At 65.9% G+C, this 21,852-nt stretch carries 20 protein-coding genes; 13 read left to right on the forward strand and 7 right to left on the reverse strand.

The window, feature by feature from the left end; all coding sequences use genetic code 11:
- Nucleotides 1–480: 480 nt before the first annotated feature.
- The gene (locus D779_RS02465; protein ID WP_332307739.1) at nucleotides 481–996 is read right to left on the reverse strand and encodes a CHAT domain-containing protein; all 516 of its coding nucleotides are present in this window, start codon (nucleotides 994–996) and stop codon (nucleotides 481–483) included.
- Between the two features lie 378 nt (nucleotides 997–1,374).
- Nucleotides 1,375–3,636 carry an NADP-dependent malic enzyme gene (locus D779_RS02475; RefSeq protein ID WP_043748932.1) on the reverse strand — a complete coding sequence of 754 codons (2,262 nt, stop codon included), beginning with the start codon at nucleotides 3,634–3,636 and terminating at the stop codon, nucleotides 1,375–1,377.
- A gap of 295 nt (nucleotides 3,637–3,931) precedes the next feature.
- On the opposite strand from D779_RS02475, the gene D779_RS02480 reads away from it, so the two are divergent.
- From D779_RS02480 to D779_RS02530, 11 genes are all read left to right on the forward strand, one after another.
- The gene (locus D779_RS02480; RefSeq protein WP_043748934.1) at nucleotides 3,932–5,863 is read left to right on the forward strand and encodes an NADH-quinone oxidoreductase subunit 5 family protein; all 1,932 of its coding nucleotides are present in this window, start codon (nucleotides 3,932–3,934) and stop codon (nucleotides 5,861–5,863) included.
- The gene (locus D779_RS02485) at nucleotides 5,860–6,729 is read left to right on the forward strand and encodes a respiratory chain complex I subunit 1 family protein (protein WP_043748936.1); all 870 of its coding nucleotides are present in this window, start codon (nucleotides 5,860–5,862) and stop codon (nucleotides 6,727–6,729) included. The genes D779_RS02480 and D779_RS02485 overlap by 4 nt, the downstream gene beginning before the upstream one ends.
- Nucleotides 6,726–7,175: an NADH-quinone oxidoreductase subunit B family protein gene (locus tag D779_RS02490; RefSeq protein ID WP_043748938.1), complete on the forward strand. Its 450-nt coding sequence runs from the start codon at nucleotides 6,726–6,728 to the stop codon at nucleotides 7,173–7,175. The genes D779_RS02485 and D779_RS02490 overlap by 4 nt, the downstream gene beginning before the upstream one ends.
- Entirely contained in the window at nucleotides 7,172–7,603 is a 432-nt protein-coding gene (locus D779_RS02495) for an NADH-quinone oxidoreductase subunit C (protein WP_043748941.1), read from the forward strand. The genes D779_RS02490 and D779_RS02495 overlap by 4 nt, the downstream gene beginning before the upstream one ends.
- A gap of 3 nt (nucleotides 7,604–7,606) precedes the next feature.
- Nucleotides 7,607–8,689, forward strand: a complete 1,083-nt coding sequence (locus D779_RS02500) for a hydrogenase large subunit (protein WP_043748944.1) — start codon at nucleotides 7,607–7,609, stop codon at nucleotides 8,687–8,689.
- Between the two features lie 4 nt (nucleotides 8,690–8,693).
- Nucleotides 8,694–9,056 (forward strand): 4Fe-4S binding protein, encoded by a 363-nt coding sequence (locus tag D779_RS02505; protein ID WP_052347729.1) that lies wholly within the window; start codon nucleotides 8,694–8,696, stop codon nucleotides 9,054–9,056.
- A 236-nt stretch (nucleotides 9,057–9,292) separates the two neighbouring features.
- Entirely contained in the window at nucleotides 9,293–10,276 is a 984-nt protein-coding gene (locus D779_RS02510) for an FAD:protein FMN transferase (RefSeq protein ID WP_332307738.1), read from the forward strand.
- Nucleotides 10,277–10,519: 243 nt separating this feature from the next.
- The gene (locus tag D779_RS02515; RefSeq protein WP_043748945.1) at nucleotides 10,520–11,038 is read left to right on the forward strand and encodes a PAS domain-containing protein; all 519 of its coding nucleotides are present in this window, start codon (nucleotides 10,520–10,522) and stop codon (nucleotides 11,036–11,038) included.
- Nucleotides 11,013–12,470 carry a methyl-accepting chemotaxis protein gene (locus tag D779_RS02520; RefSeq protein ID WP_043748948.1) on the forward strand — a complete coding sequence of 486 codons (1,458 nt, stop codon included), beginning with the start codon at nucleotides 11,013–11,015 and terminating at the stop codon, nucleotides 12,468–12,470. The genes D779_RS02515 and D779_RS02520 overlap by 26 nt, the downstream gene beginning before the upstream one ends.
- Nucleotides 12,471–12,513: 43 nt before the next feature.
- Nucleotides 12,514–13,257, forward strand: a complete 744-nt coding sequence (gene tagF / locus D779_RS02525) for a type VI secretion system-associated protein TagF (RefSeq protein WP_043748950.1) — start codon at nucleotides 12,514–12,516, stop codon at nucleotides 13,255–13,257.
- Nucleotides 13,254–13,997, forward strand: a complete 744-nt coding sequence (locus D779_RS02530; RefSeq protein ID WP_043748954.1) for a PP2C family protein-serine/threonine phosphatase — start codon at nucleotides 13,254–13,256, stop codon at nucleotides 13,995–13,997. The genes tagF and D779_RS02530 overlap by 4 nt, the downstream gene beginning before the upstream one ends.
- A gap of 54 nt (nucleotides 13,998–14,051) precedes the next feature.
- On the opposite strand, the gene D779_RS02535 is transcribed toward D779_RS02530, so the two are convergent.
- From D779_RS02535 to guaB, 5 genes are all read right to left on the reverse strand, one after another.
- The gene (locus tag D779_RS02535; protein ID WP_043748956.1) at nucleotides 14,052–14,399 is read right to left on the reverse strand and encodes an HVO_A0114 family putative DNA-binding protein; all 348 of its coding nucleotides are present in this window, start codon (nucleotides 14,397–14,399) and stop codon (nucleotides 14,052–14,054) included.
- Complete coding sequence (locus tag D779_RS22745; protein WP_269747359.1) at nucleotides 14,374–14,595, reverse strand: toxin-antitoxin system TumE family protein; 222 nt, start codon at nucleotides 14,593–14,595, stop codon at nucleotides 14,374–14,376. Before D779_RS22745 ends, D779_RS02535 begins: the two co-directional genes overlap by 26 nt.
- A 138-nt stretch (nucleotides 14,596–14,733) precedes the next feature.
- A complete protein-coding gene (gene tadA / locus D779_RS02545; protein WP_043749091.1) occupies nucleotides 14,734–15,195 on the reverse strand; it encodes a tRNA adenosine(34) deaminase TadA in 462 nt (153 codons plus the stop codon).
- Nucleotides 15,195–16,769, reverse strand: coding sequence for a glutamine-hydrolyzing GMP synthase (guaA, locus tag D779_RS02550; RefSeq protein WP_043748960.1), 1,575 nt, complete (start codon nucleotides 16,767–16,769; stop codon nucleotides 15,195–15,197). The genes tadA and guaA overlap by 1 nt, the downstream gene beginning before the upstream one ends.
- A 120-nt stretch (nucleotides 16,770–16,889) precedes the next feature.
- Nucleotides 16,890–18,356 (reverse strand): IMP dehydrogenase, encoded by a 1,467-nt coding sequence (gene guaB, locus D779_RS02555; RefSeq protein WP_043748963.1) that lies wholly within the window; start codon nucleotides 18,354–18,356, stop codon nucleotides 16,890–16,892.
- Nucleotides 18,357–18,538: 182 nt separating this feature from the next.
- Here guaB and xseA point away from each other — a divergent pair, with 182 nt between their 5' ends.
- Entirely contained in the window at nucleotides 18,539–19,936 is a 1,398-nt protein-coding gene (xseA, locus tag D779_RS02560; RefSeq protein WP_232424044.1) for an exodeoxyribonuclease VII large subunit, read from the forward strand.
- A 194-nt stretch (nucleotides 19,937–20,130) separates the two neighbouring features.
- Nucleotides 20,131–21,771, forward strand: a complete 1,641-nt coding sequence (locus D779_RS20890) for a methyl-accepting chemotaxis protein (RefSeq protein WP_052347733.1) — start codon at nucleotides 20,131–20,133, stop codon at nucleotides 21,769–21,771.
- Nucleotides 21,772–21,852 lie beyond the last annotated feature (81 nt).

Below are 21,852 nucleotides of genomic sequence, written 5' to 3' on the forward strand. Positions count from 1 at the left end.
GGAGTCATGAGTAGCCAGCTTCGTGAGACGAAAACCGGGTGCCGTAAGTGTCTGAGCGGGCACGCGGACTCGACTTATGGGTAAAGCTATGGACTACATCGACTGACAGACTGACTGAACTGTTTGGGTCCTACACCACACTGCCAAGCGAAACGGCGTCCTTGCGGGCCAATGACCGGTAATGGCCTCGTTTCCTGGTCCCTGTATCGGCATCCACGGCTGAAACTTGATCGATCCCTGAAGCGAAGTCGCGGAGTCAGCGGCTGCAAGCTGCTCTGGTAGCGAGTTGGCATCGGGCGCGTCAAGATTTCTGGTCCTATGAAATCAATGGTTTGAGCCGCCGCTGGTTTGGGAGTGACGATATGCGCCGTCATGAGGTGACACCTTGTGTCATTTTGAGACGGCAGGTATTGCTGCATGGCTATTCCCGAGGATATCTGGCCCCATGGCGGGCGCATGCGATGCGCTGGCATATCTCGCTCAAGTCTCTTGCTCCGTCAGCCAATCCTCCAGTACGTCGGTGATGCGTTCGAGCGGCGTCGTCTGGGAATGGAAGCTGGACGTCTTGTGACTGGCTCCCTCGCACAGGATCCGGAGCAGATCCGCATAGTCGAGGAGCGACGAAAGCTGACGATAGCTGGCCCCACGGGTAATGATGCCCTTCAGTTCGGCGATATGGGTCTCGGTTTCGGAACCGGTCAATGCGTAGTGTCTCAGGCGCATGAGCAGACTCAGTTCCAGCTTGATGGCATCGGCCGAGGCACCGGGAGACTCACGCACGTAGTCGGCCGCACGCTTGGTGTTGTGTGTCCGATGGTCCTGCCAGGTTCGCTCGCGCGCCCGGCGGACCGCCTCCCCGAAACGGGAGCCGTTGGTCATGAGGTGATAGAAGGTCTCGGCGAAGGTCGGGGCCGCCTGGTCGTCCACGGCCCATCCGGCGGCGACCACGGCACGCACCCCCATGCGAATGAACTGGGCCGCCAGGTTCGCCGCGATCCGAGTGCTTTCCTTGACCGTCCAGGCGTCCGAGGTGACAGCAGTTGATGAACACCAGGTCCGGTCCGCACAGCGGACCTACCGAGGCCGCGAGCGTAGGGTCCGCTGTGCGGACCGAGTCGCTATGGTCGGCATCGGGGATGCGCTCGATCGGAGGGTGAGGGCCGATCTCGGGTAGGGCGCAATAGGCCGCCATCGACGGGTGGCTGAGACCTTTGTCTTCTGGTTGTCCATTTCATGAATCGCCGGCGTTCGATCTCGGGGCGGCCGTATTGCGCCGTATGGGAGTGGCAGACGCGATCCAGGTCTCGCGGCTGCCTGCCATGCGGCGCAATACGCTGGCGCTATTGCGCCCTACGTCGCGGGTCGGCGTTCATCCTAGCCGGCCTGCACGGCCGCCAGTGCGGTCATGTTGAGCAGGCCCCGCACCGAGGTGCTGGGGGTGACGATGTGCGCGGCGTGGGCGGTGCCAAGCAGCATGGGGCCGAAGGCGCCGCCTTCGTTCATCGTCTTGAGCAGGTTGAAGGAGATGTTGGCCGCGTCCTGGTTGGGCATGACCAGCAGGTTGGCGCGTCCCTCCAGGCGCGAGTCGGGGAAGCGGGCCTGGCGGCCGATGGCGTCGAAGGCCAGGTTGGCGTGCATCTCGCCCTCGACCTCCAGCTCGGGGTCCTGGCCGCGCAGCAGGCGCAGGGCCTCGTGCATCTTGGTCGCGGTCGGCGATTCGTGGCTGCCGAAGTTGGAGTGCGAGACGAAGGCGACCTTGGGCACCAGTCCGAAGCGTCTGATCTCGGCGGCGCAGAGACGGGTGATCTCGGCCAGGTCCTCGGCGCTGGGATCCGCCTGGACGTAGGTGTCGGCGATGAAGAGCGGGCCCTTGGGCAGTACCACGGCGCTCATGGCGGTGAGCTTGCGCACCCCGGGGGCGGTGCCGATGACCTCCTCGACGTGTTTGAGGTGACGGGCGAAGCGGCCGACGATGCCGCAGATCATGGCGTCGGCGTCGCCGCAGCGGACCATGGTGGCGGCCAGCACCGTGGGGTCGTTGCGGATGTATTCGCGGGTCTCGTCGGGGGCGTAGCCGCGGCGCTTGACCCGATCGTAGAAGGTCTGCCAGTGGGTCTCGAAGTTGGGGTTCTCGCAGGGGACGATGAGGTCGAAATCCTTGTCCGCTCGGATGCTCAGGCCCAGATCCTCGAGACGGTTGCCGATGACCTCGGGACGGCCGATGAGCATGGGGCGCGCGATGCCCTCGGCGACCGCCTGCTGGGCCATCTGCAGCACACGCTCCTCCTCGCCCTCGGCGAAGACGACCCGCTTGGGCGCGAGCCGGGCCTGGTCGAAGACCGGCTTCATGGTGATGCCGGTGCGATAGGCGCGGTGGCCGAGTTTCTGGCGGTAGGCATCCAGGTCCTCGATGGGGCGCGTCGCCACGCCCGACTCCATCGCCGCCTGGGCGACCGCCGGGGCCAGGTGCTCCATGAGACGCGGGTCGAAGGGCTTGGGGATGAGGTATTCGGGACCGAACTGGAGCTGGTGTCCGCCGTAGGCCGCGCGCACGATGTCCGAGGGCTCGGCCATGGCCAGGTCGGCGATGGCGCGCACGCAGGCGACCTTCATCGCCTCGTTGATCTCGCTGGCGCCGCAGTCGAGCGCGCCGCGGAAGATGAAGGGGAAGCAGAGGACGTTGTTGACCTGGTTGGGGAAGTCCGAGCGGCCGGTGGCGATGATGGCGTCCGGGCGCGCCTCGCGGGCCAGGTCGGGCATGATCTCGGGGACCGGGTTGGCCAGGGCCATGATGATGGGGCGCTCCGCCATGCGCGCCAGCCATTCGGGCTTGAGCACGCCGGCCGCGGAGAGCCCGAGGAAGATGTCGGCGCCCTCGATGGCCTCGGCCAATGTACGCTGGTCGGTCGCGACGGCGTAGCGGCCCTTGTAGGGGTCCATCTCCTCGACGCGGCCCTCATAGACGACGCCGGCGATGTCGGTGAGGGTGACGTTCTCCCTGGGCAGGCCCATCTCGACCAGCAGATCGACGCAGGCCAGTGCTGCCGCGCCGGCCCCGGCGGTGACCAGGCGTACCTGGCCGATGTCCTTGCCGACCACGCGCAGCCCGTTGAGGATGGCCGCGTTCACCACGATGGCGGTGCCGTGCTGGTCGTCGTGGAAGACCGGGATGCCCATGCGCTCCTTGAGGGCGCGCTCGATGATGAAGCAGTCGGGGGCCTTGATGTCCTCGAGGTTGATGCCACCGAAGCTGGGCTCCAGGCGCGCGACCGTCTCGATGAACTGCTCGGGGTCGCGTTCCTCGATCTCGATGTCGAAGACGTCGATGTCGGCGAACTGCTTGAAGAGCACCGCCTTGCCTTCCATCACCGGCTTGGAGGCCAGGCCGCCGATCGCACCCAGGCCCAGGACGGCCGTGCCGTTGCTGATGACGGCGACCAGGTTGCCGCGCGAGGTGTAGTGCGAGGCGGTCAGGGGATCCTTCTCGATCTCGCGGCAGGCCGCCGCGACGCCGGGGGAGTAGGCCAGCGCCAGGTCGCGCTGGTTGGCCAGCGGCTTGGTGGCCTTGATCTCCAGTTTTCCCGGCTTGGGATAGCGATGGTAGTCTAATGCACTCTGGTTGAGCTCTTCCGACATCTGGGTCTCCGATGGTGGGGCTTGGTCGATCGGGACGGCTCTTTGGCCGTTGGATCGTGCAAAGCCATGATGCAGCGCAACATATTACCGCAAAATGTAGGACTCGAAGCCGTCGCCATCTACCCCGAAGATTCTGTCCATCGCCTACTATGAGGCACTGGACTCTGAGTTCTACGATGTTCACGGGCCGGCTCTCAGTCTTCTTCCCGCTCGACGCTCTTTCGCCCCGCAGTCTCGGCGATCCTCGGCCTGACAGATATCCTCGTTCGCCTATTTCGTCCCGCAGGGGGTCGCGATGTTTCCGATCATCTTTCTCATGGGGTTTCCGCTCGTCGCGGGCCTGGCCATCGCCGCCGCGCCCGATGCCGAGACCCGAGGGCGCTGGGTCCGTCTCTCGGTCGCTCTGATCGCCCTGGTCTCCGTACTGCTCGCCCTTTCCTCGATGGGCGAGGCGCCGCGCTTCTTCGCGCTGGGTGAGGGCACCCAGCATGGGTTCGATCTCGCCATTACGGCGGCATCGCTCGCCCTGGCGCTGGTGCTGCTCTATTTCTGCCGCCGCATCCGCCCGCGCGAGTGGTACATCCCGGTCCTGATCCTGCTCCAGACGGGGCTCATGCTCGCGGTCGAATTCGCCGCCGAGCATCCCGAGGTGGAGCACGCGCTCTACGTCGACAGCTTCTCGGCGCTCATGGCCCTGATCATCGGCGGCGTCGGCGGTCTCATCTGCATCCACGCCATCCGCTACATGCAGGACTATCAGGCGCATGCCGAAGGGATTTCCGACCGGCGTCCGGCCTTCTTCTTCATGCTGTTCCTCTTCCTGGGGGCCATGTTCGGCATCGTCTTCGCCAATCATCTGCTGTGGCTCTTCTTCTTCTGGGAGGTGACGACGCTCTGCTCCTTCTGGCTGATCTCCTATTCGGGGACCGAGGAGGCGGTGCGCAACGGCTTCCGTGCCCTGGGGCTCAATCTGGTCGGCGGTGTCGCCTTCGCCGGGGCCCTGGTCTGGCTGACGATGGGGCCTGGGCTCCACACCTGGGAGCTCGACCGTCTGGTCGATGCCGGTTCCACCCTGGCGCTGATTCCGGCGGTTCTGATCGCGGTGGCCGGTCTGGCCAAGTCGGCCCAGCTGCCTTTCTCATCCTGGCTGCTGGGCGCTATGGTCGCGCCCACGCCTATCTCGGCCCTGCTGCACTCCAGCACTATGGTCAAGGCGGGCGTCTTCCTGCTGGTGAAGCTGGCCCCGGTGTTCCACGGGACCTTCGCCGGCTTCTCGCTGTCGCTGATCGGCGGTGTGACCTTCCTCGTCACCTCGCTGATCGCGGTCAATCAGCGCAACGCCAAGCTGGTCCTGGCCTATTCGACCATCGCCAATCTGGGGCTCATCGTCATGTGCGCCGGGATCGGGACGACGGCGACGCTCTGGGCGGCGATCCTGCTGATCCTCTTCCACGCGGTGGCCAAGGCGTTGCTGTTCCTGGGCGTCGGGACCACCGAGCATCTGATCGGCAGCCGCGACATCGAGGACATGGAGGGGCTGGTCTATCGCCATCCGACCATGGCCGCCATGCTGCTGGTCGGCGTCCTCGGCATGTTCCTGGCCCCGTTCGGCATGCTGTTGAGCAAGTACACCTGCTTCCAAGCCTTCCTGACCGTCGACGTGATGCCGGGCGCCGGGGTGCTGCTGGCGGCGATCCTCGCCTTCGGCAGCGCGCCGACCCTCTTCTTCTGGAGCAAATGGATGGGCAAGCTGGTCGCCGTGCCGCGCTCGGCGCCGAGTCCCGAGCCGAAGATCCCGCGCGACGAGTGGATCGCGCTGGTGAGCCTGACGGTCGTGACCTACGTGGCCTGCGCGCTCTTCCCACTGGCCGATCTGGCCTTCGTTCAGCCCTACACCCAGGCGCTCGTGGACTCCGGCCTGATCCCGGCGTCCGCCGACCGCATCCCCTGGGAGACGATCGTGCTCATGAGCGTCATGCTGGCCGGGCTCTTCACACTGCCCCTGGCTTTCTGGCTGCGGCGTCCCCAGTACGCGGAGGTGAGCGGATATCTGAGCGGCGCCAACGTCTCCGGTGGGGCCTCGTTCCGCGGGGCCATGGGCCTGGAACGCCAGGTCGAGAGCCGCTCCTACTATCTGCAGTCGTTCATCCATGAGGTGCCGCTGATGCGCTATGCGCTGATCGGCTCCGCTCTTCTCGTGATCCTGATGTTGGGGGCTGGACTATGAGCGCCTATACCTGGTGGCTGGCGATCGGCTTTCTGGTGCTGGGGCCCCTGGTCGGGGCGCTGCTGGCCGGCATCGACCGCATCCTCACGGCACGCATGCAGTCGCGCAAGGGCCCCCCCCTGCTGCAGCCGGTCTACGACGTCCTCAAGCTGTTGGAGAAGGACACGCTCGTCGTCACCCATCTGCAGAGCCTCTATCTCTGGGGCTTCCTCTTCTTCATGCTCATCTCGGGCTTCATCCTCTTCCTCGGCAGCGATCTGCTGCTGAGTCTCTTCGCCCTGACGGTCTCCGGCATCTTTCTCTGTCTGGCGGCCTATTCGACCAACTCGCCCTACAGCAACATCGGCTCGGCGCGCGAGCTGATGCTGACCATGGCCTACGAGCCCATGCTCATCATGGTGGCGCTCGGCTTCTTCCTGGTCTCGGGCAGCTTCCGGGTGTCCGACATCGTCCAGGGAAGCCCCTGGCAGGTCCTGCAGCTGGGCGGGATCCTGATCGGGTTCCTCTTCGTCCTGACCATCAAGCTGCGCAAGTCGCCCTTCGATCTCAGCGCCTCGCACCACGGTCATCAGGAGCTGGTGAAGGGCATCACCACCGACCTCTCCGGGACCGATCTGGCGTTGGTCGAGATCGGACACTGGTACGAGAACGTCATCCTGCTCGGCTGGCTCTATCTCTTCTTCGCGCCATGGGGACTCGCCGTGGCGCTGCCGATCTCGATCGTCCTCTTCTTCGCCGAGGTGCTGGTCGACAACACCCATGCGCGGCTCACCTGGTCGAGCGCGCTGCGGGTGTCCTGGTGGGTCACCGTGCTGTTCGGCGTGACCAATCTTCTGGTCCTCCCTCTGATCGGTCATTCGTCATGAGCTTCCTCAAGAAATCCCCCTGGGTGCTGCACTATGCGGCGACGAGCTGCAACGGCTGCGACATCGAACTGCTCGCCTGTCTCACGCCGCTCTACGACGTCGAGCGCCTGGGCATCGTCAACACCGGCAACCCCAAGCACGCCGACATCTTCCTGGTCACCGGGTCGGTAAACGAGGAGTCGCGCAAGGTGGTCGAGAATCTCTATGCCCAGATGCCCGACCCCAAGGTGGTGGTGGCCATTGGCGCCTGTGCCCTGAGCGGGGGCATCTTCCGCGACGCCTACAACGTCTACGGCGGGATCGATCAGGTGCTGCCGGTCGACGTCTATGTCCCCGGATGCGCGGCCCGGCCCGAGGCCATCATCGACGGCGTGGTGCAGGCATTGGGCATCCTCGAAGAGCGCGCCAAAGAGCGGAAACGTCAGCGTAGAATGGTGAGAGCATGAGTGAGCAAGAATCCTTCACGGACCTGGAGCTGGACGCCTGGGTCCCGACCGCCGAGCGTCACCGCGACCAGGGCTATCGGCTGGTGCAGATGACCGGCACTGCGCGCGCGGATCATTTCGAGATCATGATCAGCTACGACAAGGACTACCGCTGCAACCACTATCGGGTCTGCGTCCCGCGCGAGCGTCCCCGGCTGCCCAGTCTGAGCGGCGTCTTCCTCGCCGCCTTCACCTACGAGAACGAGCTCAAGGACCTCTTCGGTTTCGAGGTCCCCGGGCTCGCGGTCGACTACGGCGGCGGCTTCCTGCGCACCAAGACCAAGATCCCCTTCTCCGGGAAGGTGGAGCTGAAGACCGAATCGGGTGCCAAGGCGCCCGCCACCAAGGTCGCCGCGCCCTCGACATCCGGTTCCACCGGGGAGGCTTGAGCCATGGCCGATACCACCATCGTACCCTTCGGGCCGCAGCATCCGGTCCTGCCCGAGCCGATCCATCTCGACCTGGAGCTCGACGACGAGCGCGTGGTCCAGGCGCTGCCCTCGATCGGCTACGTGCATCGCGGTCTGGAGCTGCTCGCCGAGCGTCACGACTTCCTCGAGATGGCCCAGGTCGCCGAGCGCATCTGCGGCATCTGCAGCTTCATCCACAGTCAGGGTTACTGCCAGGGGGTCGAGACGCTGATGGGGCTGGAGCTGCCTCCGCGCGCCGTCTATCTGCGTACCTTCTGGGGCGAGGTCTCGCGCATCCAGAGCCATCTGCTGTGGCTGGGGCTCTCGGCCGACGCCTTCGGCTTCGAGAGCCTCTTCCAGCACAGCTGGCGCATCCGCGAGGGGTTGGTCGACATCATCGAGGAGACGACCGGCGGGCGCGTCATCTTCGGGACCTGCAAGGTCGGCGGCATCCGCAAGGACGTCGACGACGAAACCCTGGGCCGGGTGCGCCAGCGGATCCGCGAGATCGAGTCGGACTACGACGAGGTGGCCGGCATCTTCCGCCGCGATCTGACCGTGAAGCAGCGCACCGTCGGGATCGGCGTGCTCAGCGCCGAGGACGCCTATGCGCTGGGGGCCGTGGGTCCGGTGCTGCGCGGCAGCGGCGTCGCCCGGGATACGCGCCAGCTGGGCTATGCCGCCTACGGCGAGCTGGACTGGGAGCCGGTCGTCGAGCAGGCCGGCGACTGCTACGCCCGCTGCGAGGTGCGGCTGCGCGAGATCAGCCAGTCCTTCGATCTCATCGCCCAGTGTCTCGACCGCATGCCCCAGGGCGAGATCGACGTCTCGGTCAAGGGCAAGCGTCCCAGCGGCGAGCTGATGAGCCGGCTCGAGCAGCCGCGCGGCGAGGTCTGCTATTACATGCAGGCGGACGGCAAGAAGAACCTCGGCCGATTCCGGGTGCGCACCCCGACCTTCGCCAATATCGCCCCGCTGGTTCACATGCTGAAAGGCTGCGAACTGGCCGACGTTCCAGTCATCGTGCTGACCATCGATCCCTGCGTCAGCTGCAACGAGAGGTGACGCCATGTCATGGTCCTGGTTGTCCGTTTCATCGCTGGTCACGCGCAGCGCGCTCAAGCCCCCGGTCACCCGGCTCTATCCGATCGAGCGCCGCACGCCCTACGCCAAGACGCGCGGCCATATCCTGTTCGTGGTCGACAATTGCAACTTCTGCACGATCTGCGCCCACAAGTGTCCGACCAGGGCGATCGTGGCCAACAAGAAGGAGAAGACCTGGGCGATCGATCACAGCCTCTGCATCCTCTGCGGCAACTGTGTCGAGGACTGCCGCGAGGGCTGCATTACATTGAGCGATCAGCCCTGTCCGCCGATGCGGGCGAAGGAGGTGCTGCAGTTCAGGAAGGAGCACGATACGCCCTCCGCCTGATCTGCTCAGATTCCAGGCTCGTCGATCTGCATCCAGATGAGGGAAGCCACCGCCACCTTGCGAGCCTGGTTCGACGTTTCAATAGGGCCGGCATTGATGCCGGCCTATCCATTTCGCTGATTCAGGTGTTCGACATGCCTTTTCCTGGACTTGGCTCGTGGCGAGATGCTACCGCCAAACGCGCATCGATTTCCGGTTCGGTACTGCTGTGGACTGTGTCCCTGTCGGTACTTCTGTTGCTCGTCGCTGGCTGCACCCGGCACCAGGATCCGCAGATCGCCTTCGATGGTCCCACCATGGGGACCTACTACTCGGTCAAGATCGCGCGTCCACCCGAGGGCATGACCGCCGAATCCCTGCAGCCCGGGGTCGCCGAGGTGCTCGACGCGGTCGTGGCCGAGATTTCCACCTACGACGACAGCTCCGAGCTGTCGCGGCTCAACCAGAATCCGAGCACCGACTGGATCCCCATCTCGGCGAACCTCCACCGGGTGATCGCCGAGGGTCAGCGCATCTCCTCTCTGACCGACGGCGCCTTCGACATCACCATCGGTCCGCTGGTGAATCTCTGGGGATTCGGCCCGGAGACGCGTCCGGCCCGACTGCCGACCGAGGCGGAGATCGCCGACGCCAAGGCCCGGGTCGGCTGGCACAAGCTGGAGCTGAGGGCCGATCCGCCGGCCCTGCGCAAGGCGCGGGGCGACATCTATATCGATCTCTCGGCCCTCGGCGAGGGCTACGGCGCCGACCGGGTCGGTAACTGGCTGGAGTCGCAGGGCATCGAGAACTACATGGTCGCGGTCGCCGGCGCCATCCGCACCCGTGGGATCAACGCCAAAGGCGAGCCCTGGGCCATCGCGATCGAGGAACCGCTCCCCGACCGGCGCAGCGTGCATCGCATCATCCCGGTCTCGAACAGGGCGCTCTCGACCTCGGGCGACTATCGCAACTTCTTCGAGGAGAACGGCAAGCGCTATTCGCATGAGATCGATCCCATGACCGGGGCGCCCGTGGACAAGCGGCTGGGATCGGTCACCGTGGTCGACGAGACGGCCATGGTCGCCGACGGCTGGGCGACGGCGCTCATGGTGCTGGGCGATCGGCGCGGTCCGGAGGTGGCCGAGTCGCAGGGGCTCGTGGCCTATTTCATCGTCCGCGACCAGCAGGATCAGCCGCGCGGATTCGGCTCCAAGTCCTTCGAGTCCCTCCTCGGTCGCTGAGGGTTTGGCTCGTATCGATTGTGGATGCGTTCACGATATGATGGCATCCTTCTTGTCGCCGGGGTGGCGAGGCACTAATCTGACCGAATCAGTCGGCTAGGGCGAATCCTCACCGAAGCGTGCCCTTCGGGTGTCGGCTTGCCATTCGTCGCCCGATACGTCCCCTGGTCTCGTCATGCAGTCCCCGATCGCTCCTTCGGTTGCGAGGCCCTCGTTCATGTCCATGTCAGGAGATGCACCAGCATGAAGAACCGAGTGACGCCGACGTCGGTCGAGCGCGTGATGCGCGAGGACGATTTCATCGTCTCCAAATCCGATCTCAAGGGTCGGGTGACCTACGGCAACCGAACCTTCATCGAATTCTCGGGCTTCACCGAGAAGGACCTGCTCGGGAGCCAGCACAACATCATTCGCCATCCGGACATGCCGCGCGCCGTGTTCGCCCTGCTCTGGGAGACCATTCGAGGTCAGCGGGAGTTCAACGGCTATGTGAAGAACATGGCCAGGGACGGCAGCTTCTACTGGGTGTTCGCCAACGTGACCCCGGACATGGACGAGGAACGCCAGGTGACGGGCTATTTCTCGGTCCGGCGCAAGCCCAAGGCGTCTGCCGTCGCGACCATCTCCCAGCTCTATCGCGGAATGGTCGAGGCCGAGCGGAAGGCCGGTCCGCGCGATGCGATCGCCGCCTCCTCCAAGATCTTGCAGGACAGCTTCCGCGAGAAGGGGATGACCTATGATGAATTTGTCCTTGGGCTCTAGGATCGCGGCTCCGCTCTGGTCCCTGACCGCGCTGCTGGTGCTGACGGCGGGCGTCGGCATCGCCCGTTCGGGCTGGAGTTGGCAGCTGATCGTCCCAGTGGTGCTGGGCGTGGCCATCGCCGTCTGGGCTCAGATCGGGCTTCGCAATCTGCTCTCGTCCCTGGCGAATCTGAAATGCATCGTCACGGAGATGAGTCAGGGCCGGTTCGGCAAGCGCGTGACCAGAATCCGGGCGAACGACGAACTGGGCGAGCTGGCCTGGAAGATGAACGATCTGGTCGACCAGCTCGAGGCCTATCATCGCGAGCAAGTGACCAGCTTCCGGCAGCATCTCGATGGCCACTTCCATCGCAAGGCATTCCTGGGCGGTCTCCGAGGGATCTTCAAGGACGGTATCGAGAACAACAATCGGCTGCTGGACAGTATCAAGGACGTTCAGCTCGAACGTCTGCGCAATCATCTCATCGCGCGTATCCAGAGTCTCAACAGCACGAATCTGCTGGACAATCTGGCCTCGAACCAGCGTGATCTGGTGCGGGTGAACGATGAGATGCAGGCCGTTCTCAAGCTCGCGAGCGCCACGGTCGAGGAGGCCGAGGAGAGCCGCGACGGCGTGCACCAGGCCGTGACGCATCTGGGATCCATCAGCGAGCGTATCGACCATACCGCCGCGGTCGCGGCCAGTCTCAGTGCCCGCAGCCAGCAGGTGACCTCGACGGCCCAGCTGATCAACTCGATCGCCGATCAGACCAACCTCCTGGCGCTGAACGCGGCGATCGAGGCCGCGCGCGCGGGGGAGGCCGGCCGCGGATTCGCCGTGGTCGCCGAGGAGGTGCGCAAGCTCGCCGACAATACCAAGAAGGCATCGGAATCCATCGGCGAGGTCATGGGAGGGCTGAGCGACGAGACCGAGCGAATGGCGGAATACGCGGGCACCATGTGCGAGGTCGCCAAGCGGACCGGCTCCATCGTCGACGAGATGGAAGGGCGATTCGGGCGTTTCGCCGCCTCCGCCCAGGAGACCCGGACCCGCGCCCTGCTGGCGGGCGACATGGGGTTCAGCTCGCTGGTCAAGGTCGACCACATGATCTACAAGCAGCGCGCCTACATGGCCATCAGCACGGGCGGCCAGGATTCCAGCTTCACCGATCCCATCAAGGTGGACCATTTCAGCTGCCGGCTCGGTCAATGGTATGAGGCCCAGGGCCGCGATCTGTTCGGTGCGACAGACAGCTACACTGCCCTGCAGGAGCCTCACTCCAGGGTGCATTACAGCGTGCACAAGGTGCTCGAGGAGCTGAAGCGCGACTGGCAGACGGACATGTCGATCCAGCAGGAGATCGTCGATTCCATGCGTGCCACGGAGCAGGCCAGCCAGGAGGTCATGACGCTCTTGGATCGCATGGTCGAGGAGAAGCACGGATTGGTCTAGCCGGTGCGCGTCCGGCACGCCTGAAAGCGACAAGGGGAGAGTCATGGTCGGTTTCTACGGCAAGCTGCCCGATCTGGGGGGGGTCGTCACCCGGCGTCTGCCGAAGGAGTTCATCCAGCCCTGGGATCTCTGGCTACGCGAGTCTCTGGCCAGCGGCCAGCTGCAGCTGGGCGACGATTGGCTGGACGTCTATCTGACCAGTCCGTCGTGGCGTTTCGCATTGACCTCGGGCCTGGCCGGCCAGTCGGCCTGGGCCGGGGTCATGATGCCGAGCGTCGATCGGGTCGGGCACTATTTCCCGCTCACCCTGGCCTGTCCGCTCTCGCCGGACCGGAATCTCATGGCCGTCCTGGGCGAATCCTACTGGTTCGAGCGTGCCGAGCTCCTGCTGTTGTCCACCCTGGAGGACGAGTGGACGTTCGACGCCTTCGATTTGCAGGTCCAGTCTTTGGGCGAGCCGCCCTCGAGCCCGTCGGTTCCTGAGCCGTCTCAGCCCGAGGGTCTGGTGCGGCCCAATGCCTGGCGTCTCTGCGCCGACACGCCCGCCGAGATGCGCGCCGCTTGTGCGCCACTGCTGAGGCGCGCGCTGGATCAGATGTTCTTCGGTTACAGCTTCTGGTGGTCGCAGGGGTCCGAGCGGGTCTCCCCCTCGCTGCTGCTGTGCCAGGGGCTTCCGCCGGCCGAGGGCTTCAGCGCGCTCATCGGCGGTAACTGGTCCGGTCACGGCTGGTGGGAGTTCCCGCCGGCTCGGGAGGATCCCTCGTGTTCGAGCGAGGAGCCACGATGACGCCTTCCATGTCGCTGGAATGGCGATCCGGTGCTGCGACGGATGCGGGCCGGGTCCGCACCGACAATCAGGATGCCTTCCTGGATCGCCCGGAAGCTGGACTTTGGGCGGTGGCCGACGGGATGGGCGGACATCAGGGGGGAGGGGCCGCGAGCCGCATGATCGTGGAGCGGCTGAGCTCCATGGGCGCCGCCTCGCTGCTGGGCGTCGCGGCCGACTCGGCGAGCGCCATCGTCGCCGACATCAATCATCGTCTGATCGAGGAGGCGGCCCTGTCCGGTGGCGGCATCATGGGCAGCACCCTGGTCCTGATCCTCGCGGTCGGCGACCATTGCGTCCTGCTCTGGGCCGGCGACAGCCGGGCCTACCGGCTGCGCGACGGCGGTCTGCTCCAATTGACGACCGATCATACCCAGGTGCAGGAGATGGTCGATCAAGGTCTGCTCGCCCCCGAGGAGGCCGAACACCACCCGCTGTCCAACGTCCTGGTGCGTGCCGTCGGCGGCGAGATCGATCTGGTGCTGGATCGCAGGATCGAGGCACTTCGGGGTGGCGACCGCTATCTGCTGTGCAGCGATGGTCTGGACAAGGAGCTGACCTCGGATCGGATCGCAGAGATACTGGCGCGCGCCGAACCGCCGGAGGCGACGGCCCAGTCGCTGGTCGAGGCCGCCTGCGAGGCGGGCGGACACGACAATGTGACGGCGCTGGTAGTGGATTTCAGCAGCTTTGGATCCTGAAGGCGCGGCATGTGTAGGCGACGCATGCATCGAGCGGGCGGGGGAGGGGTGTCCTCACGCCGCCACGCGCCAGCCCAGCTCGATACGCACCCCCTCATAGGGGAAATGCAGTTTGCCGTTCTCGGACTTGTCGATCAATCCGATCGCTGCCAGGCGCTGGGCATCGGCATGGACCGCGCGCACGTCACGTCCGACCCGGCGCGCGAGCTCGCGGACCCCGATGGGATCGGTTCCGGCCAGCGCCTTGAGGATGGTGAAGCGGTTGCCGTTGAGCGTGTCGAGCAAATCCTCGTCGGTCTGGAAGGAATACCCGGGCGGTTGCGGTTCTCCGCGCTCGATGGCCTGTAGCAGGCGCGCGCTCCATTCGGCTTCGGTTTCAACGCGAATCGTCAGTGTGTCCATGGGCTCGCCTCCAGGTCTCGATGTCACGGTGGAAGTCCGCGAACAGGGTTGCGAGATCGACGAAGGTCACCGGGGTCTCGATATCGTCGATATGCTTGTGGTCGCCCTTGCCGCGCTCGTTGTCGTAGCGCAACACGCACCGATCCTCATGCACCAGAGCCAATCGGTACTTGTATCGATGTCTGCATCCATCCATCGGTTCCGGCAATCGCTAAACCTTGACCTCCTTGAACAGGTCGATTGCGAGGGGCTGGCGTTCGTGGGCGAGGAGTTGCGCCGGTATGTTGCTATCATAGCAACACTCGGGGGCGTCGACGGGTGGACAACCCTTGTTTCAGCGTCTGGAGCGAAAGAAGGCGCGCAGCATCTCGCCGCAGGTCTCCGCCAGGACGCCGCCTCGGCATTGGGTGCGGTGGTTGAAGCGTCCATCCGAGGGGAGCAGGTCGAAGACGCTGCCGCAGGCGCCGGCCTTGGGATCGGTCGCGCCATAGATGACCTCGCCGACGCGGGCATGGACGATGGCGCCGGCGCACATGACGCAGGGCTCCAGGGTCACGTAGAGCCGGGTGTCGGGCAGGCGGTAGTTGCCGACCCGCCGGCCGGCATCCCTCAGTGCCTGGATCTCGGCATGGGCGGTGGCGTCATGGGCGCCGATCGGCCGGTTCCAGCCCTCGCCGATCGGCTCTCCGTCGCGGACCAGGACCGCGCCTACAGGCACCTCGCCCTCCTCGGCCGCGCGCTCGGCGAGGGCGAGCGCATGGCGCATCCAATGCGCGTCCTGCTCCGTCTCCAGGATTACTCCCACTCGATGGTGCCCGGCGGCTTGCCGGTGATGTCGTAGACCACGCGCGAGACGCCCGGGACCTCGTTGGCGATGCGTCGGCACACCAGATCCAGGAAGTCGTAGGGCAGGTGCGCCCAGCGGGCGGTCATGAAGTCGATGGTCTCGACCGCGCGCAGGGCGATCACGTGGGCGTAGAGCCGGTTGTCGCCGACCACGCCGACCGAGCGCACCGGCAGGAAGACGGCGAAGGCCTGCGAGACCTGATCGTAGAGATCGGCCTTGCGCAGTTCCTCGATGAAGATGTGATCGGCCTGGCGCAGTGTCTGGGCATAGTCCTTCCGGACCTCGCCGAGGATGCGCACGCCCAGGCCCGGGCCGGGGAAGGGATGGCGGTAGACCATCTCGGAGGGCAGTCCGAGCTCGATGCCGATCTTGCGGACCTCGTCCTTGAACAGCTCGCGCAGGGGCTCGACCAGATCGAGATTCATCTCCTCGGGCAGTCCGCCGACGTTGTGGTGCGACTTGATGACCTTGGCCTTGCCGGTCTTGGACCCGGCGGACTCGATGACGTCCGGATAGATGGTGCCCTGGGCCAGCCATTTGACGTCCTGGATCTTGCTCGCCTCGTCGTCGAACACCTCGATGAAGGTGTTGCCGATGATCTTGCGCTTCTGCTCCGGATCGCTGACGCCCTTGAGCCGGCCGAGGAAGCGGTCCTCGGCGTCGACGCGGATCACGTGCACGCCCATGTGGCGGGCGAAGGTGCTCATCACCTGGTCGCCCTCGCCGAGACGCAGCAGACCGTTGTCGACGAAGACGCAGGTCAGCTGGTCGCCGATGGCGCGGTGGAGCAGGGCGGCCACGACGCTGGAGTCGACCCCGCCCGAGAGTCCGAGCAGCACCTTGTCGTCGCCGACCTGGTTGCGGATCCGGGCGATGCTGTCCTCGATGATGTTGTCCGGGGTCCAGAGCCGGCCGCAACCGCAGATGTCGTGGACGAAGCGGTCGAGGATGCGCTGGCCCTGACGGGTATGGGTGACCTCGGGGTGGAACTGGACGCCGTAGAAGCGGCGTTCCTCGTCGGCGATGCCGGCGAGCGGTGCGTTGTCGGTCTCGGCGATGACCTGGAAGCCGGGCGGCAGGCTCTCCACCCGGTCGCCGTGGCTCATCCAGACGTCGAGCAGGCCGAAGCCCTCGGGGCTGGCGTGGTCCTCGATGTCGCGCAGCAGGCGCGAGTGTCCGCGCGCCCGGACCTGGGCATAGCCGTATTCGCGATGGGTCGAGGGCACGACCGTGCCGCCGAGCTGGGCCGACATGGTCTGGAGTCCGTAGCAGATGCCCAGGACGGGAACGCCGAGCTCGAAGACGCAGGGATCGGCGCGCGGGGTCTCGGCCTCGTGGACCGACTGGGGGCCGCCCGAGAGGATGACGCCGCTCGGCGCGAAGGTACGGATGGCCTCCTGGTCCATGTCGTAGGGATGCAGCTCGCAATAGACGCCGGCCTCGCGGACGCGCCGGGCGATGAGCTGGGTGTACTGGGATCCGAAGTCCAGGATCAGGATGCGGTCGGCGTGGATATTGGCCATGAGTGTGCTGGGTGATGGGGACGAGCCCGGTTGAACGGGGAGGACGCCGAGCGGTGGTCGGCTGGAGCCGGCGGGGCTGCCGTCTCGAGCCCCGCCGGTGCGTCGCGATGGACGATCGCCTCAGTTGTCGATCCGGTAGTTCGGCGCTTCCTTGGTGATCTGCACGTCGTGCACGTGCGACTCGCGCATGCCGGCGGCGCTGACCCGGACGAACTGGGGCCTGGTCCGCATCTCGTCGATGGTGCCGCATCCGGTATAGCCCATGCTGGAGCCCAGGCCGCCGATCAGCTGGTGGATGATGTTGAAGAGGCTGCCCTTGTAGGGGACGCGGCCCTCGATGCCCTCGGGGACCAGCTTCTCCTTGTCGGTGCCTTCCTGGAAGTAGCGGTCGCTCGAGCCCTCGGACGAGCCCATGGCCCCGAGCGATCCCATGCCGCGATAGGACTTGTAGGAGCGGCCCTGATAGATCTCGACCTCGCCCGGCGCCTCGTCCGTGCCGGCGAAGAGCCCGCCGATCATGACGCTGTTGGCGCCGGCGGCGATGGCCTTGGCGACGTCGCCCGAGAAGCGCAGCCCGCCGTCGGCGATCAGCGGCACGCCGGTGCCCTCCAGTGCCTCGGTGACGTTCGAGACGGCGGTGATCTGGGGCACGCCGACACCGGCGACGATGCGGGTGGTGCAGATGGATCCCGGGCCGATGCCGACCTTGACCGCGTCCGCTCCGGCCTCGACCAGCGCCCGCGCCGCGTCCGCGGTGGCGATGTTGCCGCCGATCACCTGCAGGTCCGGATAATGGGTCTTGACCCATTTGATGCGGTCCAGCACGCCCTGGGAGTGGCCGTGTGCCGTGTCGACCACGACCACGTCGACCCCGGCCTCGACCAGCGCTGCGACGCGTTCCTCGGTGCCCTTGCCGACGCTGACCGCCGCGCCGCAGCGCAGACGCTCGTGCGAGTCGCGCGAGGCCTTGGGGAAGTCGCGCGCCTTCTGGATGTCCTTGACCGTGATCAGGCCGCGCAGCTCGAAATCGTCGTTGACCACCAGCACCTTCTCGATCCGGTGCTTGTGCAGGAGGGCCATGACGTCCTCGCGGCTGGCGCCTTCCTTGACGGTGACCAGTCGCTCCTTGGGTGTCATGATGGCGGAGACGGGGGCGTCCATCCGAGTCTCGAAGCGCAGGTCGCGCCCGGTGACGATGCCGACCAGCTCGCCGTTCTCGGTCACCGGCACGCCCGAGATGTTGTTGGCGTGGGTGAGCTGGACCACCTCGCCGATGCTGACGTGCGGCGAGACGGTGATGGGGTTGCGGATGATGCCGCTCTCGTATTTCTTGACCGCCAGCACCTCGCGCGCCTGGCGTTCGGCGGTCATGTTCTTGTGGATGATGCCGATGCCGCCCTCGAGCGCCATGGCGATCGCCAGCCTGGATTCGGTGACCGTATCCATCGCCGCCGAGACGAGCGGGATACGGAGATCGATCTCGCGGGTGAGTTTGGTGTGGAAATCCACCTCGTTGGGAAGAACGCTCGAATGGGCGGGAACGAGGAGAACGTCGTCGAAGGTGAGTGCTTCCTGGATCAGGCGCATGGGAATCGGGCTCCGCGAATCGCTTCCAAAGACTGGAAAGTAACAGATAACTATAAAACTATGATGACCTCTTGTAAATACAAGTCCGGCGTTATCGGGCTCTGCTTCGACCTGGTCTTCCGGGCGTGAGGCCTCTCGCCGGAGACCCGCGTTCAGGATACGGGGGTCGCGATATCTACAGCGTGGCGCGCCTCACGAGCGAGGTCCGATCCGTTCTCGACGGCAGCTTCCCGGCGGTCTGGGTGCGCGGCGAGATCTCCAATCTGGCGCAGCCCGCATCCGGGCACATCTATTTCACCCTGAAGGACGAAGGGGCCCAGATCCGCTGCGCCATGTTTCGCTCCAAGCGTGTCCTGCTGGCGTTTCGACCGGGGAACGGCCAGCAGGTTCTGGTGCGCGCCAGGGTCACGCTCTACGAGGCGCGCGGCGATCTGCAGCTGGCGGTGGACCACATGGAGCCGGGTGGCGAGGGCGCCCTGCGACTGGCCTTCGAGCGGCTGAAGCAGCGGCTGGCCGCCGAGGGGCTGTTCGACGAATCGCTCAAGCGGTCTTTGCCGCCCTTCCCGCGACAGGTCGGGCTCGTCACCTCGCCGACGGGCGCGGCGGTGCGCGACCTGTTGGCGGTCTTCCGGCGGCGTTTCGCCGCCTTGCCGCTCCTAATCTATCCGGCCCAGGTCCAGGGCGAGGCGGCGCCCGCGTCCCTGATCGCCGCGCTGGCCCTGGCCAACGCGCGCGCCGAGTGCGATCTGCTGATCCTGGCACGGGGCGGTGGCTCGCTGGAGGATCTGGCCGCCTTCAACGACGAGGGGCTGGCGCGCGCCATCCGCGCATCGGCGATTCCCGTGGTCAGCGGCGTCGGTCACGAGACCGATCTGACCATCGCCGATCTGGCCGCCGATCGCCGCGCGCCTACCCCCTCGGCCGCGGCCGAGCTGGTCGCGCCTTCGGCCGAGCATCTGACGCAGAGGGTCGCCGCGTTGGCCTTGCGTCTGAGCGACGCGCAGCGGCGGCGTCTGACGGCGGAGCGTCGGCGCGCCGAGGCATTGGCTCGGCATCTGGCGCTGCTGCATCCGAGCGCGCGTCTGCAGCAGCAGGCCCAGCGGCTCGATCATGTCCAGCAACGTTTGACCTTTCTGCTGTCCGAGCGCGTGGCCAGGGGGCGTGCGAGGTTGCATCCGCTCATCTCGGCCCTGCACGCGGCTTCTCCCGAGCGGCGTTTGTCGCAAATCGAGATGCGGCTGGACATCCTGGCGCGGAGGCTCGCGTATGCCGGCGAGCGGATGCTCCATGTCCGAGGCGATCGGCTCGGGCGTCTCGTCGCCGGGCTCGAGGCCCGCAGCCCGCTGGCCACGCTTGCCAGAGGCTATGCCATCGTGACGCGGTCGGATGACGGCCGCATCCTGCGCGATGCCACCGACGCCGTGCCTGGAACACGGATCGAGGTGCGTCTGGCCGAGGGTGTTTTGACCGCCGTCGTCGAGCCGGGGACTGGACATGCCGGGTCTGCCGGGTCTTCGGAGGCATCCGGAAGGCGATCCGGGCGGCGCCCCAAGTCGAGCGACCGAGGGTCGGGTGACTGAGGTTTCGCCATATCCAGATCGCGCACGGCGTCTGGCGTTCCGGTTCCTGCGACGCTCCTCGGGGGCGAGAGGATCGGGGGCTTTTACGCATACTCTATCGCTTTGGACAGGGTACACTACTCTTGAATCCTACATAGCGTGTTCCCGGGCCCGGCCACGCGTCCTTGTTTCCACTCTATTTTCCGGTGCTATCTATGTCCGTCTTCGGCTTCGGCATTCTGGCGCGCGCGCGTCTGCTGTTCGCGGTGCTTGGCGGCTTGTCTCTGATGGCCGGGCTCGGTGCCTACTATATGGCCGGCCATGTCCAGTCGGCGCTCGACGAGATCGTCGTCAAGCAGGATCAGATCGAGCAGTTGTCCTACGAGTTCAGGATCGACGTCGTCCAGATCCAGCAATGGCTGACGGACATCAGCGCGACGCGGGGTCTGAACGGCTTGGACGATGGTTTTGACAAGGCCCGCGAACATTACGAGCAGGCGGGGAAGACCATCGAGCTCCTTGAATCGCTCTATTCGCAACCGGACGCGCTCCCCAAGGATCTGCGCCAGGCTCTGACGGACTATTACCTCGCCGGTCAGCGCATGGCCCATCTCTATGTCGAGCAGGGACCGGAGGCGGGCAACCAGCTCATGGCCGGATTCGACGCCACCGCCGAGGTGATGGGCGAGAAGCTGGATATCTTGCTCGAGCACGCCAAGTCCGAAAAGCTCGACGCCCAGCTGGGCCTGGAGTCTCAGCTGAGAGTGGCGACCACCGTCAGTTGGATCGCGACACTGCTGGTGGCGATCGCGCTCATCGGCGGTCAGTTCGCCCTGCAGCGGATGCTCGCGCCGCTCGCGGTGCTCGAGGGCCTGACCGGTCGCATGGCGCAGAAGGATTTTCGCGGCGAGATATCGGTTTGCGGCAATACCGAGATCTCACGGCTCGGCTGTGCCGTCATGAGCCTGCAGCAGAGCCTGGTCCGGACCTTCGCCCAAACCGCCGAGGACGTGGGTCAGATCCATGGGATCATGCAGCGCTTGCGCTCGGTCGCCACCGGCAGCTTCGAGAGCATCACCCGCGAGCGGGACGAGATCGACCAGATGGTCACCTCGATCACCGAGATGGCCGCGACCGTGCAGGACGTGGCGCGCAACAGCGCCGTCGCCTCCGATTCGGCCGCGGACGCCAAGGTGGACGTCCGGCACAGCGAGGAGGTGATGCAGACGGCCATGCGTTCGGTCCAGAGTCTGGCCGAGGGTGTGCTGAGCGGTGCCGAGGCCATGTCCAGACTGGATGCGGACATCGAGCAAATCGGCTCGGTGGTCGGTGTGATTCGTGGCGTCGCCGAACAGACCAATCTGCTGGCGCTCAATGCAGCCATCGAGGCGGCGCGTGCCGGCGAGCAGGGGCGCGGCTTCGCCGTGGTTGCGTCCGAGGTTCGCATGCTGGCGTCGCGGACCCAGCAGTCGACCCAGGAGATCGAGGGCATGATCGCGCGCATTCAGCAGGGCTCGCAGGCGGTGACCGAGGCGATGAGCCGGGACCGCGATCAGGCCGAACTCATGCGCGAGCAGACGGCCGAGGTGGATACCGCGCTCAAGGCGATCGGCCGTGCCGTGATGACCATCAGCGATCTGCTGATCCAGATCGCGACCGCGACCGAGGAGCAGAGCCAGGTCGCCGCCGAGATCGACCGCGGCGCCCATGCCATTCAGGGGTCGGTCGGTCAGACGGCGCAGGGCGTCTCGGAGACCGCCGATGCCTGCGAGCGGCTCAAGGCCCTGGTCGACGAACTCGACCGGGAGATGGCCGCTTATCGCTTCGGTCCAGCGGAAGGCCGGGAGACGTCCTGACATCCGGGGTCCTGGAGCGGCTCGCACGGCCGAGATGCCGCTCCGAGGTTCGGTAGGCGCATCCTGCGGTCGTCCGCGCGG

This window comes from Imhoffiella purpurea (genome assembly GCF_000585215.1).
Lineage (GTDB): Bacteria > Pseudomonadota > Gammaproteobacteria > Chromatiales > Chromatiaceae > Imhoffiella > Imhoffiella purpurea.